11 protein-coding genes and 1 pseudogene are annotated in these 13,872 nt (G+C 60.3%); 5 read left to right on the top strand and 7 right to left on the bottom strand.

Annotated features, from left to right (window positions below; genetic code table 11):
• Positions 1–8 precede the first annotated feature (8 nt).
• The 3 genes from CCZ28_RS00270 to CCZ28_RS00260 all read right to left on the bottom strand — a co-directional run bounded on the left by CCZ28_RS00270 (position 9) and on the right by CCZ28_RS00260 (position 2,594).
• On the bottom strand, positions 9–1,100 hold the full coding sequence (locus CCZ28_RS00270) for an MSMEG_0568 family radical SAM protein (protein ID WP_240795208.1): 1,092 nt from the start codon (positions 1,098–1,100) through the stop codon (positions 9–11).
• The gene (locus tag CCZ28_RS00265) at positions 1,093–2,037 is read right to left on the bottom strand and encodes a Nit6803 family nitrilase (RefSeq protein ID WP_140214993.1); all 945 of its coding nucleotides are present in this window, start codon (positions 2,035–2,037) and stop codon (positions 1,093–1,095) included. Before CCZ28_RS00265 ends, CCZ28_RS00270 begins: the two co-directional genes overlap by 8 nt.
• Positions 2,038–2,111: 74 nt before the next feature.
• Positions 2,112–2,594 carry an MSMEG_0572/Sll0783 family nitrogen starvation response protein gene (locus CCZ28_RS00260; RefSeq protein ID WP_140214992.1) on the bottom strand — a complete coding sequence of 161 codons (483 nt, stop codon included), beginning with the start codon at positions 2,592–2,594 and terminating at the stop codon, positions 2,112–2,114.
• 237 nt (positions 2,595–2,831) lie between these two features.
• Between CCZ28_RS00260 and CCZ28_RS00255 the strand changes: the two are divergent.
• Positions 2,832–4,741: pseudogene (locus tag CCZ28_RS00255) on the top strand (sigma 54-interacting transcriptional regulator).
• Between the two features lie 162 nt (positions 4,742–4,903).
• On the opposite strand, the gene CCZ28_RS00250 reads toward CCZ28_RS00255, so the two are convergent.
• From CCZ28_RS00250 to CCZ28_RS00235, 4 genes are all read right to left on the bottom strand, one after another.
• The gene (locus tag CCZ28_RS00250; RefSeq protein WP_140214991.1) at positions 4,904–5,677 is read right to left on the bottom strand and encodes a coniferyl-alcohol dehydrogenase; all 774 of its coding nucleotides are present in this window, start codon (positions 5,675–5,677) and stop codon (positions 4,904–4,906) included.
• Positions 5,678–5,697: 20 nt separating this feature from the next.
• Complete coding sequence (locus CCZ28_RS00245) at positions 5,698–7,173, bottom strand: aldehyde dehydrogenase family protein (RefSeq protein WP_140214990.1); 1,476 nt, start codon at positions 7,171–7,173, stop codon at positions 5,698–5,700.
• 81 nt (positions 7,174–7,254) lie between these two features.
• Positions 7,255–7,764: a DUF934 domain-containing protein gene (locus CCZ28_RS00240; protein ID WP_140214989.1), complete on the bottom strand. Its 510-nt coding sequence runs from the start codon at positions 7,762–7,764 to the stop codon at positions 7,255–7,257.
• Entirely contained in the window at positions 7,761–9,431 is a 1,671-nt protein-coding gene (locus tag CCZ28_RS00235) for a nitrite/sulfite reductase (protein WP_140214988.1), read from the bottom strand. The genes CCZ28_RS00240 and CCZ28_RS00235 overlap by 4 nt, the downstream gene beginning before the upstream one ends.
• A gap of 183 nt (positions 9,432–9,614) precedes the next feature.
• Here CCZ28_RS00235 and CCZ28_RS00230 point away from each other — a divergent pair, with 183 nt between their 5' ends.
• From CCZ28_RS00230 to CCZ28_RS00215, 4 genes are all read left to right on the top strand, one after another.
• Positions 9,615–11,027 (top strand): PLP-dependent aminotransferase family protein, encoded by a 1,413-nt coding sequence (locus CCZ28_RS00230; protein WP_140221249.1) that lies wholly within the window; start codon positions 9,615–9,617, stop codon positions 11,025–11,027.
• A gap of 216 nt (positions 11,028–11,243) precedes the next feature.
• Positions 11,244–12,689 (top strand): cytochrome ubiquinol oxidase subunit I, encoded by a 1,446-nt coding sequence (locus CCZ28_RS00225; protein WP_140214987.1) that lies wholly within the window; start codon positions 11,244–11,246, stop codon positions 12,687–12,689.
• Entirely contained in the window at positions 12,686–13,708 is a 1,023-nt protein-coding gene (cydB, locus tag CCZ28_RS00220; RefSeq protein WP_140214986.1) for a cytochrome d ubiquinol oxidase subunit II, read from the top strand. The genes CCZ28_RS00225 and cydB overlap by 4 nt, the downstream gene beginning before the upstream one ends.
• Positions 13,708–13,869: a DUF2474 domain-containing protein gene (locus CCZ28_RS00215; RefSeq protein WP_140214985.1), complete on the top strand. Its 162-nt coding sequence runs from the start codon at positions 13,708–13,710 to the stop codon at positions 13,867–13,869. Before cydB ends, CCZ28_RS00215 begins: the two co-directional genes overlap by 1 nt.
• Positions 13,870–13,872: the final 3 nt, after the last annotated feature.

The following is a 13,872-nucleotide window of genomic DNA, read 5'->3' as shown; positions in this document are numbered from 1 at the left end:
GTCTCCTCTCACTCGTGGCGCTTGAGTGCCGAACAGGCGCCGCACTTGGCGCAACCGGCTTTGATCTTGTCGGAGTGCAGGCCATGACGGCGCAAGCTGGCACCCACACGCGGATAGAGGCGTTGCATGAAGGCGCTGTCGGGCTTGGGATGTGCGGCCAGCGGCGTGCCATCGATGGGCACGAAGGGCACCACGAAGGGGTAAACGCCCAGGGCGGCCAGGCGTTCGCTCATGGCGGCAATGGCCTCCTCGCTGTCGCCCAGGCCCGCCAGGATGTAGGTGCTGACCTGGCCGTGACCGAATACCTTGACCGCCGCCTCGAAGGCGCTGAAGTAGCGCGACAAGGGCACCTCGGCCTTGCCGGGCATGATGCGCTGCCGAACACTGTCGGTGACCGCCTCGAGGTGCATGCCCAGCGAGTCCACGCCGCTGTCCTTCAGCCGGGTGAACCAGCGGTCATCGTCGGGCGGCTCGCATTGCGCCTGAATCGGCAACTCGACCGCCGCGCTCACGGCGGCGGCGGACTCGCAGAGGATCGACGCACCGCGATCCGGGGTCTGCGGGGTGCCGGTGGTCATCACCAGATGCTTGACGCCATCCAGCTCCACCGCGGCCTTGGCCACGGCTGCCAATTGTGCGGGACGCTTGCGGGCGATGGTCTTGCCGGCGGCGAGGGATTGATTGATGGCGCAGAACTGGCAGGCACTGGCCGCATCGTTCATCCGGATGCAATGCTGCAACAGCGTGGTGGCCAGCACGTCTTTGCTGTGCAGGGTGGCGATTTTCCAGTAGGGAATGCCGTCGTCGGTGCTCAGGCCATAGAAGCGCGGAACCCGGGGCAACTCGACCCGCCCGATCTCGCGGCCTTCACGAAAGATCAGCGCTTGCGCGCCGCTGTCGTCCGGCATGGCGCTATAGGGAGAATCCAGCGAGGCGGTGTTGAGCATCGGCACCATCGCCGTGTGCTCGCCCAGGCTGAGTGCCTTGTGGTCGGAAGGACCGGCGCCGCCCTTGCGCGCGAGGCCGTCGGCACCTTGCCAGCGCACACCATGGCATTGCAGCTCGGCCAGCAGATCGGTAGCCATCACCTGGCTATTCATGGCTAACCACCCCGCTACGCTCCTGGAGATGGGGAGCCGGACGCCGATCGATCAAGAGGCTGAGCAGTTCGGGGCGGCTGTAGTGGCCCACCGAATCCATCATGCGCTTGCGTTTGTCGATCAGCGCGAAATCAAGGTCGGCGACGATCACCCCTTCACCTTCGGTCTTTTGCGCCAGGACCTTGCCTTCGGGACTGACGATGGCAGTGAAGCAACCTCCGGAAATCGGCTCGAGCGGGCAGCCGGTATCGGCCATGATCCGCGCCTGTTGTTCGGCATCCAGCCAGGCGGTGGCATTGACGACGAAGCAACCGCTTTCCAGCGCATGATGACGAAGGGTGGCCTCCATCTGTTCGGCGAAGATCGGGCCGACCAGAGAACCGGGGAACATGGCGGCATGGATCTGCTCGCCATCGGCCATCAGGGCATAGCGGGCCAGCGGGTTGTAGTGTTCCCAGCAGGCCAGGGCCCCGATGCGCCCCACAGCGCTGTCGGTAGCACGCAGCCCCGAGCCGTCGCCCTGGCCCCAGACCATGCGCTCATGATAGGTGGGTGTGATCTTGCGCCGGTGCTGGATCAGGCTGCCATCGGCATCGAACAGCAATTGCGCGTTGTAGATAGTGCCGCCATCGCGCTCATTGACCCCGATACAGGCGACGATCTGAGCTTCGCGGCAGGCTTCAGCCAACTGCTGGGTCGCCTCGCTGGGAATCGTCACCGACTCCCGCAGCAATTGCAGATGCTGCTTGCCCATGGTGAAGGGCGACTGCACGAAGGAGAAATACGGGTAGTAAGGCACCACGGTTTCCGGAAAAACCACGAATTGCACCCCGTCGCGGCCGAGCTCCAGGAGCTGCTGGCAGATCTTGTCGACGGTGCCCTGGCGCGAGTAGAGCTGGGGACTGAACTGGACGGCGGCGGCGCGGATAACGGTCATGCTGAGATCCTGCTGATCGAAGAGAAATACTCGCGACGACCAACCATGGTCGCCGCGAGGAGTCCGCAGCCGCCTCAGGCGGTCCAGGTGTCGATGATCAACGCCCCTTCACGGCGCATCAGCAGGCGCAGATCCATCACGTCCAAGGGATTGATCGGGCGGATACCTTCGATCAGGGCCTTTTCGGTCTGGCCATACAGCGCTTGCAGAGCGAAGCGGCAGGCATAGACCTCGCCGCCTTCGCTCATGAAGGCCTTGATCTGGTTGTTGACGGCCAGATGGCCGGGGAAGGCTTCGGCACCCAGGGTCGGGAAACCCCGTTGCACGCCAAGCTGCACGCCCGGTCCATAGAGCAGGATCTTGGTTTCGAAGCCCTTGCGCAGCAGGCGCTTGGCCTGCAGCAGATTGACCAGGCCGATGGAGCCTTCGAAGGCGATGGTGTGGAAGGTCAACAGAGCCTTCTCACCCGGCTCGGCCTTGACGTCTTCGAAGACCTTCTCTTCGTAGTTGACCAGGAAGTCACCATCTTGGTACTGGGCAATGTCCACGGTTGGCATGCTGTTTCTCTCCACTAGGGTCACGAGGCGATTGCCGGAGTGGCGAATCGGTCTGCCCAAGCAATAGCGAAGGACATGCCAAGTGGAAGAAGCTTTTTTCGCCGTTATACAAGCATTTGATTTTTCTGGATTTATCCATCTGACACGGTCTTTTTATCGGCTTTCTGCACCTTTTCCGAGGCTACGCAAAGGCGTAGAACTACGATAATTCGTACTAGCCATCACGAGATTCCGTAGATGATCGAGACCGACCACCTCTCCGATTGGGCCGACCTCGCATATTCCTCCCGCCACATGGTGTTCGAGCACTGCGCGGATGCCATCGCCCTGCTCGATCCCTATGCGGATCGCTTCGGTGACCTGAACATCGCGACCTGTCAGCTGCTGGGCTATCCACGCCAGGACTTGCTGACGCTACCGGTCAGCAAGTTGTTCGGCCATCAGTTGGCGGATCTCATCGTGTTCAGTCAGGCCGTGATCGAAAAGGGCCGCGGCTGGACCGATGACCTGACCTGTAACTGCAAGAGCGGCGAACGTCTGCAATTGGAGATCACCGCTACCAGCCTGTATCTGAAGGGGCGGCAGCAACTCATCCTGGTACTGCGCGAACAGCGGCGCCAACGCTTTCAGCTGGATCAGGCGGACACCGCCCGGACCATGCGCGGGGGCTGATCGAATGGCGCAACATCCTCAACCTGTTCAAGGAAACCGAGCGCGACAACCAGCTCCTGCTCAGCGCCGTCGGCGATGGTATCTACAGTATCAACTGCGAGGGCCTGGCCACCTTCGTCAATCCGGCGGGTGCGCGGATGCTCGGCTGGGAACCGGAGGACATGATCGGCAAGAACATCCATCTGATTCATCACCACAGCCATGCTGACGGCTCGCACTATCCGGTCGAAGAGTGCCCGATCTATCGCGCCGTACACGATGGCGTCGTACACGAAGGCCGCCAGGAGGTGTTCTGGCGCCGGGACGGTAGTTGCTTTCCAGTGGAATTCACCAGTACGCCCGTCATCTCGGATAGCAAGCTGGTGGGTGCCGTGGTGGTGTTCCGCGACATCACCGAACGACGCAGCATGGAGACGCAGCTGACCAGTGCCTTGGAAGAGCTACAGCAGCTCAAGCAGCGACTCGAAGAACAGAATGCCTACCTGCAGGAAGAAATTCACATCGAGCACAGCTACCGCGAGATCGTCGGGCAAAGCGAGCCGATCCTGAAGATCATCAAGCAAATCGACGTGGTGGCCCCCACCGATGCCAGTGTCCTGATCCATGGCGAATCCGGGACTGGCAAAGAGCTGATCGCGCGGGCCATCCACCAGGCCAGCCGGCGCTGCGCCCAGCCGTTGATCAGGGTCAATTGCGCCGCGATCCCAGCCGAGCTGTTCGAAAGCGAATTCTTCGGCCATATCCGTGGCGCCTTCACGGGCGCCGTGCGTGATCGGGTCGGGCGCTTCGAACTGGCCGACGGCGGAACCCTGTTTCTCGACGAGATCGGCGAGATCCCCCTGGACCTGCAGAGCAAGTTGTTGCGGGTACTGCAGGAGGGCCAGTTCGAGCGCGTGGGAGAGGAGCGCACACGCCGGGTGGACGTACGCATCGTCGCAGCGACCAATCGCAATCTCCGTGAAGAGGTACAGGCCAAGCGCTTTCGTGAAGACCTGTATTTCCGTCTCAACGTCTTCCCCATCCACTCGCCAGCACTGCGGGAGCGGCCGGAGGATATCGCCCCCTTGGCGCTACACTTCATCAGCGACATAGGGAAGCGTCTCAATCGGCCCGGCCGACGCCTGCGGGCAGCGGATCTGGCGCGACTGCAGCGCTATGCGTGGCCAGGGAACATTCGCGAACTGCAGAACGTCATCGAGCGGGCCCTGATCACCGCGCAGGACCACCAGCTCAGTATCGATCTGCCCGATGAAGGCAGCGGAACCGCCCCCCGGCGCGTCGCTCTCGCGCCAAGCGCCACCATTCTGACCGATGCGCAACTGCGCGAGCTGGAGCGGGAGAACACCCAGGCGGCCCTGCGCGCCTGCCAGGGCAAGCTCTTCGGCAAGGATGGCGCCGCCCAACTGCTCGGCATGAAACCCACGACGCTGGCTTCGAGACTCAAACGGCTGCAGATCGATACCGACCTTCTCTGACGCCGGAGCCGTGCTTCAGACGCGCCTGCAGCCCTCAATGAGTGAGCGTTCGCCGCAGCGGCGCGCCATTTGCGAAGGCAGAGGCGACTGGCCGTCACGGCCTCGAGCTGAGCGCTGGGCTGATCGATGAAACGCCATGGCTTGCTGGTGTACGCTGCTTGCTCAAAGGCCGTTGCCACTGGCCAGAATGTGCGAGTGCATACCGCCATCGACCGCCACATTGGTACCCCGCATCCAACGCGACCCGTCGCTCAGCAGGAAGGCGACGACCGGGGCGATGTCGTTGGCATGCCCCGGTCGATCCATGGTCTTCATATCTTCTTCAGCGCGGGCGCCCAAGGTCTCAATGAAATCCTTGAGAATCGGCGTATCCACCGGCCCGGGACTGACGGCGTTCATCCGAATGCCTCGCTCGCGCCAGGTCCAACGGTTCTGCAACGTCCAGGCGATCAGTGCCTCCTTGGCAAAGAAATAGCTGCGCGCGCCAACGATTTCATGCTGAGCGCAAAACGCGCCAGTACCGGCAAAGCTCAGTTGCTCGCTAGCCTTGATCGCAGCGATTGACTGCGGCCAGCCGATACCGGCTAGCGAGGCGAGATTGACGATTGAGGCGTTGTCGGCCAATAGCGGCAGTAACCCCATCGTCAGGTACTTGAGGCCAACCAGATTGACCTTGAGCACTTGCTCCGCCTCGTGGGTTGGCGGTAACCCAGCGATATTGGCCAAGCCATCGATGCCGTGGGGGAGTTGCCCCAGCAGGCGGTCAATCGAGGCCTGGGACGCCAAGTCGGCCTGGATGAAGCGGTCGATGTCGATCTTGGGTCGGTTGATGTCCACGCCGATGACAGAGGCGCCCTGCGCCTGGGCAAGACGCGCGGTTTCTTCACCGATGCCGGAGGAGACCCCGGTGATGACCAGCACTTTACCGTTGAGCATGGTGTTGCTCCCAGAACCTATCAGAAGGGATAGCGGCGCGGACTGGCTTGTACGCTGATCCAATGGTCCTTGGTGAACTCTTCGATGGCCCAGTCACCATTGAAGCGACCAAGTCCGGAGTTCTTTTCGCCACCGAAGGGCGCATGGGCTTCGTCATTCACCGGGATGTCGTTGACATGGGTCATGCCGGCCTTGACCTGCCGCGCGAAGCGCACGGCCCGCTCGATATCGCCACTGAACACCGCGCTGGACAGACCGAATTCGCTGTCATTGGCCAACTCCAGGGCGTGGGCTTCGTCGCGGGCACGCTGAATACCAACCAGGGGTCCAAAGATCTCTTCGCGGGCTATCTCCATGTCCTGGGTGACCTCAGCGAACACATGGGGCGGCAGCAACTGACCCTGCACCTCGCCTTCGACCACCGCGCGAGCACCCTCTTCCTTGGCGCGTGAGACCTTTTGCAGCAAGCCCTGCAGCTGATTGGCATTGATGATCGGACCGATCACCGTATCAGCGTCGTGCGGGTTGCCGACCTTCAGCGCCCTGACCTTTTCAGCGTAGCGCTGGACGAAGGCATCGTAGATCCCGTCCTCGACGATGATCCGGTTGATCGCCATGCAGATCTGTCCCTGGTGCAGGAACTTGCCCATCACCGCGGCGCTGACAGCCTGCTCCAGATCGGCATCGGCCAAGACCACGAAGGGACTGTTGCCACCCAACTCGAGCGCCACATGCTTGAGATGCTTGCCACCCGACGCCAGCCGGCCGATGTTCAGACCGATTGGCGTCGAGCCGGTGAAGGAGATGAACTTCGGCACTTCATGCTCGACGAAGGCATCGCCGATCTTGGATCCTGCGCCGACCACCACGCTGAGCAGTCCCGCAGGTAGGCCCGCCGCCTCGTAGAGACTAGCCAGTAGCAATCCCCCCGTGACCGGGGTGTCGCTCGCGGGCTTGATCACCACCGCATTACCCAGCGCCAAGGCGGGCGCCACGGAGCGTTGCGACAGGTGCAACGGGAAGTTCCAGGGACTGATCACACCCACTACGCCCAGGGCCTCGCGATAGACGCGGTTTTCCTTGCCGGGCACGTTGGATGGCAATAGCCGACCATGGACGCGTGCCGGGAAGGAGGCCGACTCCAGGGTGATGCCGCGGGCCGCGCCCCACTCGATCTGCGCCTTGATCCGGGTACTGCCGGATTCACGGATGATCCAGTCGATGATGGCTTCGCGGTGCTCATCGAACAGCTGCACCACCCGATGCATCACCGCGGCCCGTTCGGCAGGCCCGGTAGCGGCCCACTTCACCTGGGCTTCGGCGGCCTTGCGATAGGCCTCGTCGAGGTCGTCGCGATCAGCCTGGACGATTTGCGCCAACGGGCTACCGTCGAACGGATTGGTCACTTGCAGCACACTGCCATCGCGACCATCACGCCATTGTCCGGCAATGAACTGTTGATCGAAGACCGGGAATCGATTGGCAAGGTGAGTCATGGACTACTCCTCGTTGTTAGGAAATGAGCAGCGTCGAACGAGTCGTCAGGGATTTTCCAACAGAAACAGGTACCCCTACTTTCAGCGACGCCGATACAGAGGCCTCGGCTCGACAACGGAACGACCGTACAGCACACTGACGCCCGCGAGCCCTTTCAAGGCATCTACGGCGGATTTATCCTGGCGCACTGCAAAGCTGTTGAAGCCGCACTGGCGCATATAACTTAGTTGATCACGCAGAACATCACCGATGGCGCGCAGCTCACCCTCGAAATGGTAACGACTTCTCAGCAGGTAAGCCTGACTATAACCTCGCCCATCGCGAAAAGAAGAAAATTCGATGGCAATCAACGGAACAACATTTAGTCGATCCTGCCAATCAGCAAATTCATCTTCCGCACTAAAAAGCACGCCGTCCGAACTTATCTCATCACCCGCCAAGACTGCCGCGGGCTGCCTAGCCACCCAGCTATTGGCGGGCACTATAGCGCGCTCATCCGCTGATAGCTCCTGGTCATCCTTGATGACGACCCAGGGGTCGTCCTGCACTAACTCAGGAACGCCATCAACCAACCTGATAACATTTTTCACACATCAGCCTCGGCATTTTCATAGACGGCTTTCTTGAACGGCTCCAGGCCAATACGCTCGACGGTTTCCAGAAACGACTCGCCGAATATGCGATTTCGTACAAAGGTGTCGATCAATTGCTCAACCACCGCTGCCACCTCATCTGCCGAAAATGACGGCCCTATGACCTTACCCAACCGACTGTCCTTACCCTGTGAGCCGCCAATAGTGATCTGATACCACTCACTTCCGTTCTTATCGACACCCAATATTCCGATATTGCCAATATGGTGGTGGCCGCAAGCGTTCATGCACCCTGAAATATTGAGGCTGATATCACCGAGATCATGTAGATAATCCAAGTCATCGAATTTGGCTTGGATACTGTGAGCGATAGGGATGGATTTGGCGTTTGCCAAAGAGCAGAAATCCCCTCCGGGACAGGCGATGATATCGGTCAGCAGACCACCATTCGATACACCGAGACCTGCGACGCTGGCGAGACGCCATAACGCATGGAGATCTCGAAGGCGGACATCGGGCAAAACGATGTTTTGCTCGTGCGAAATGCGTATCTCGCCGAAGCCAAAGCGCTCGGACCAGTCAGCGACCGCTTCCATCTGCTCGGCAGTGACATCACCGGGCGGCGCCTGTATCCCCGGCTTGGTCGACAGCAGTACGGCGCGATATCCAGCGACCTTGTGCGCCCTTACATTGTGTTTGACCCAGCGAGCGAAACCAGCGTCCTGGCTCAGACAGGTACCGAAGTCTAAGTCGCTGTCAGCCAAGACGTCATAGAGAGGCGGAGTGAAGGTACGAGCTACCCGCTCGTACTCCGCCACGGTGAGCTTGGCCGGGCTGTCCTTGATTTGCTCCCACTCGCGCTCCACCTCCGCGGCAAAGGCATCGATCCCGAGTGACTTCACTAATATTTTGATACGCGCCTTGTATTTATTATCGCGACGACCATAACGGTTGTATACCCGCAATATCGCTTCCACATACGACAGCAGATGTTCCCACGGCAGACTGTCACGAATGCACTGGCCAAGGATCGGAGTTCTGCCCAGCCCGCCGCCCACGATAACGCGAAGCACAGGGCGTCCCTCGGCGCCTTTATATAAATACAGACCAATATCGTGAACCATGATGGCCGCACGATCTTCTTCAGCAGAGCAAATAGCTATCTTGAATTTTCGTGGCAGGAAGAGAAATTCCGGATTGATCGTGGACCACTGCCTCAATATCTCGGCAAAGGGCCGCGGGTCCAGCAATTCGTCAGCAGCAACACCCGCGAACGCTTCGGTAGTCACATTGCGAACGCAATTCCCCGACGTTTGAATGGCATGCATATCTACGGCTGCCAATCGCTCCAGAATATCCGGGACCTGCGCCAAATCTATCCAGTTGAACTGGATATTCTGGCGCGTTGTGAAGTGCCCATAACCACGATCGTATTCCTTGGCAATTTGCGCCAGCACGCGCATCTGCGCCGCGCTCAACGTGCCGTATGGAATAGCTACTCGCAACATGTACGCATGCTTCTGGAGATAAAGACCATTCTGCAAGCGCAATGGCAAGAACTCTTCCTCCGACAGCTCACCCGTCACTCTTCGCTGTATTTGGTCTCGGAATTGGTCAACGCGCTCAAGGACTAGCGCGCGATCATAGTCGTCGTACTGATACATCGAGGAACCCCATCTGCTGGGCCGGGCAGCCGGCTATAGAGCGCGACGTTAAAATTTTACAAAAGCCTAGTACAGCCTCAGATTTATGCTAAAAAACCAGATCAGATGAGGCATGAGCCGTACCAGAGAGCCATCCAGGCCATGGCCAGCCAGCAGCCGAACGCAGAAGAGGTACGCCTGAAGATGAAGCGGTACGAACAACTGGCTGAAGAGATTGCGCAGTCCATTCGCAACGGCATCCTTTCCCCTGGGGAAAAGGTGCCGTCGGTACGCCATGCAAGTCGTAGTTTCGGCGTCAGCCCTTCCACCGTCTTCCAGGCCTACTACCTGCTGGAAGACCGAGGCCTGATACAGGCCCGCGAACGCTCCGGCTACTATGTGCGACAGCAGGCGAACCAGTTACTGGCCGAACCTGATGTCGGCGTGTTCAAGGCGCGCACGACAGAGGTCAATGTCAGCCAATTGGCGTTCTCCGTCCTGAACTCACTACGCGACCCCAACACCATACCTTTTGGCTCAGCCTTTCCTGACCCGGATCTTTTCCCCCTGGCAAGGCTGAGCCGCTCGATGTCCCACGCCCTACGTGGCATATCAGGCAAGTCCCTCATCTGCGACATGACGGGCGGCCACCCAGATCTGCTTCGACAGATTTCTCAACGCTATGTCTTCAACGGCATCACCGTCCAGCCTGGCGAAGTTGTCGTGACCGGCGGCGCGATGGAAGCCTTGAATCTGTGCTTGCAAGCCGTCACGGCCCCTGGCGACATGGTGGCGGTTGAGGCTCCGGCTTTCTATGGCACGCTACAGGCCTTGGAACGACTCAAACTCAAAGCAGTGGAAATACCCGTGCATCCGCGCAAAGGCATTGACCTCATTGTTTTAGCCGAAAGTCTGCAAACTTTGCCGATTAAAGCCTGTTGGTTCATGACCCACTTACAGAACCCCGTAGGCGCTTCCATGGATGAGCACGACAAACAAGAACTCTACGAGTTGCTTGCCCACCATGAAATACCTCTGATCGAAGACGATGTCTATGCGGAGTTGTATTTCGGCACACAACCACCTCGTCCGGTCAAGCACTTCGACAGCAAAGGGCTGGTCATGCACTGCTGTTCATTCTCGAAGACGTTAGCGCCTGGTTATCGGATCGGCTGGGCTGCCGCGGGACGCTATGCGAATCGCGTTGAGCAACTGCGACTCATGACGACCATATCACCCTCCATACCCGCGCAAATGGCCATTGCCGATTACCTGCAGCATGGCGGCTACGATCGGCACCTGCGTAAATTGCGGCATACGTTGGAAGTCCGCCAGGGGGAAATGCTTGCTGCAGCGTCCCGTTACTTCCCTGCTCAGAGTCGGGTTACCCGACCCGCGGGAGGATTCCTGCTCTGGTTTGAATTGCCTGAGCAAGTCGACTCCTTGGCACTATTTCACCGCGCGCTGGCAGAAGGAATAAGCCTGGCACCGGGGCCTATCTTTTCGGCGTCACGTCACTTCAAGAATTGCATACGCCTCAACTATGGTTACCCCTGGACTAACGAACGTGAAAAAGCCATGCAAACGCTAGGCAGCCTGGTGAGTTCACTCATTTGACCTTTTCAAAACCCAGACAGGAAAAATAATAAACTTTAGCAACCATGCCTAACAAAACCATGCCGAGTGCCTAAGGAGACCCAAACCTCTGATATGGTTTTTTACGGATCATCTGCCATGAGTGGTCCATCAAGGAGCGTGCTAACCTTCATCACTATACGCATAATTTTAAATTAGCGTTCAAACTTATCTAGTGATTAACAGAAGGTATTCACTATGTTTGGCCTCGAAGCCCTGGATCTCGCGCGGATTCAGTTTGCCTTCACCGTGTCCTTCCACATCATCTTCCCGGCGTTGTCCATCGGCTCCGCGAGTTTTCTCGCCGTGCTCGAAGGCCTCTGGCTGAAGACCGACAATCACGTCTACAAGGATCTGTATCACTTCTGGCTGAAGATCTTCGCGATCTTCTTCGGCATGGGCGTGGTGTCCGGTCTGGTGATGGCCTATGAATTCGGCACCAACTGGAGCGGCTTCGCCGACTATGCCGGCGCCGTGACCGGGCCGTTGCTGACCTACGAGGTGCTCACCGCCTTCTTCATCGAAGCCGGTTTCCTCGGCGTCATGCTGTTCGGCTGGAATCGCGTCGGCCGCGGCCTGCACTTCTTTTCGACGGTGATGGTGGCCATCGGCACCCTGATGTCGACCTTCTGGATCCTGGCCTCCAACAGCTGGATGCACACGCCCGCCGGCTACGAGATCGTCGATGGCCGCATCGTCCCGATGGACTGGCTGGCGGTGATCTTCAATCCGTCCTTCCCCTTCCGCTGGGCGCACATGACCATCGCCGCCTACCTGTCGGTGGCCTTCCTGGTCGGGGCCTCGGCGGCCTGGCACCTGCTGCGCGGTAACGACAACCCGGCGGTGCGCAAGATGTTCTCCATGGCCATGTGGATGGCCCTGCTGGTGGCGCCGATCCAGGCCTTCGTCGGCGATGCCCATGGCCTCAATACCCTGGAGCACCAGCCGGCCAAGATCGCCGCGATGGAGGGACACTGGGAGAATCCGCCCGGCGAGGCGACCCCGCTGATCCTGTTCGGCTGGCCGGACATGGAACAGGAGAAGACGCTCTACAAGGTCGAGATCCCGGTGCTCGGTAGCCTGATCCTCAAGCACAGCTTCACCGAGCCGATCCCGGCCCTCAAGGACTTCCCCAAGGAAGACCGGCCGCCGGCCTACGTGGTGTTCTGGTCGTTCCGCATCATGGTCGCCCTGGGCCTGCTGATGATCGCCGCCGGTCTGTGGAGCGCCTGGCTGCGCTGGCGCGGCAAACTGTTCGAGACCCGCGGTTTCCTGCGCCTGGTGATGTGCATGGGGCCGGTCGGTCTCATCGCCCTGCTGGCCGGCTGGTTCACCACCGAGGTGGGCCGTCAGCCGTGGATCGTCTACGGCTTGTTACGGACCAAGGACGGGGTGTCGAATCACAGCGTCACCCAGCTGAGCATCACCCTGGTGGCCTTCGTGGTGGTCTATTTCGCCGTGTTCGGCATCGGCACCCTCTATGCCCTGCGCCTGATCGGCAAGGGGCCGCATACCGGCGAAGGCGATCTGCCCACCTCCGGTGGTCCGGGTACCGATCGGCACCCCAAGCGTCCGTTGTCCGGCGCCGATGACGGCCTGGAAGAAGACAATCCCAAAGACCAGCTGACCGGAGACCGCGCATGAACGGCATCCCTGGCATCGACCTCCCGCTGATCTGGGCGATCATCATCATCTTCGGCCTCATGATGTACGTGGTCATGGACGGCTTCGACCTGGGCATCGGCATCCTCTTCCCCTTCGTCAAGGGCAAGGAGGACCGCGACGTCATGATGAACACCGTGGCGCCCATCTGGGACGGCAACGAGACCTGGCTGGTGCTCGGCGGGGCGGGGCTGTACGGCGCCTTCCCGCTGGCCTACTCGGTGATCCTGCCGGCGCTCTACCTGCCGCTGATCTTCATGCTGATCGGCCTGATCTTCCGCGGCGTGGCCTTCGAGTTCCGCTTCAAGGTCCATGAAGGCAAGGAAGCCCTGTGGGACAAGTCCTTCATCTTCGGCTCGCTGCTGGCCAGCTTCTGCCAGGGTGTGGCCTTGGGCGCCTTCATCGAGGGCTTCCCGGTGGAGAATCGCCAGTACGTCGGCGGCCCGCTGGACTGGCTGACGCCTTTCTCGGTGTTCTGCGGCCTGGGCGTGATCGCCGCCTATGCGCTGCTGGGCAGCACCTGGCTGATCATGAAGACCGAGGGTCCGCTGCAGGCCACCATGCGCCGCCTGACCAAGCCGCTGCTGTTCCTGCTGCTGGCCTTCACCGTGGTGGTGAGCATCTGGACCCCGCTGACCCATGTAGCCATCTCCCATCGCTGGTTCAGCCTGCCCAATTTGTTCTGGTTCCTGCCGGTGCCCATCCTGGTGGGCGTGGTGACCCTGGCCCTGCTGCGCGCCATCCTGCGCGAAGACTCGCACCATGCGCCCTTCCTGCTGACGCTGGCGCTGATCTTCCTTGGCTATAGCGGCCTGGGCATCAGCCTGTGGCCGAACATCATCCCGCCGGGCGTTTCCATCTGGGAGGCCTCGTCACCGCCGCAGAGCCAGCTGTTCCTGCTCATCGGCACTCTGTTCATCATCCCGATCACCCTGATGTACACCTTCTGGGGCTACTACGTATTCCGCGGCAAGGTACGCGCGGGTGAGGGCTACCACTGATGGCCGGCCGCTCGCGCGAACCGAATCCCGCCGACAGCAAGCCGCTCTGGCAGCGGCTGGCCTGGATGGCCGGTATCTGGGCGTGCAGCCTGGTGGCCCTGGGCGTGGTGGCCTGGGTGCTGCGACTGGTGCTGACGGCGGCGGGGTTGAAAACTCATTGACCA

The organism is Pseudomonas oryzihabitans, assembly GCF_006384975.1.
GTDB lineage: Bacteria > Pseudomonadota > Gammaproteobacteria > Pseudomonadales > Pseudomonadaceae > Chryseomonas > Chryseomonas psychrotolerans_B.
This window is presented reverse-complemented; position numbering and strand designations above follow the sequence as displayed.

Excerpts from the sequence above, each read along its gene's own strand:
- CCZ28_RS00270 (WP_240795208.1), bottom strand. The coding sequence starts at position 1,100 with ATGAATAGCCAGGTGATGGCTACCGATCTGCTGGCCGAGCTGCAATGC.
- CCZ28_RS00265 (WP_140214993.1), bottom strand. The coding sequence starts at position 2,037 with ATGACCGTTATCCGCGCCGCCGCCGTCCAGTTCAGTCCCCAGCTCTAC.
- CCZ28_RS00260 (WP_140214992.1), bottom strand. The coding sequence starts at position 2,594 with ATGCCAACCGTGGACATTGCCCAGTACCAAGATGGTGACTTCCTGGTC.
- CCZ28_RS00250 (WP_140214991.1), bottom strand. The coding sequence starts at position 5,677 with ATGCTCAACGGTAAAGTGCTGGTCATCACCGGGGTCTCCTCCGGCATC.
- CCZ28_RS00245 (WP_140214990.1), bottom strand. The coding sequence starts at position 7,173 with ATGACTCACCTTGCCAATCGATTCCCGGTCTTCGATCAACAGTTCATT.
- CCZ28_RS00235 (WP_140214988.1), bottom strand. The coding sequence starts at position 9,431 with ATGTATCAGTACGACGACTATGATCGCGCGCTAGTCCTTGAGCGCGTT.
- CCZ28_RS00230 (WP_140221249.1), top strand. The coding sequence starts at position 9,615 with ATGAAGCGGTACGAACAACTGGCTGAAGAGATTGCGCAGTCCATTCGC.
- CCZ28_RS00225 (WP_140214987.1), top strand. The coding sequence starts at position 11,244 with ATGTTTGGCCTCGAAGCCCTGGATCTCGCGCGGATTCAGTTTGCCTTC.
- cydB (WP_140214986.1), top strand. The coding sequence starts at position 12,686 with ATGAACGGCATCCCTGGCATCGACCTCCCGCTGATCTGGGCGATCATC.
- CCZ28_RS00215 (WP_140214985.1), top strand. The coding sequence starts at position 13,708 with ATGGCCGGCCGCTCGCGCGAACCGAATCCCGCCGACAGCAAGCCGCTC.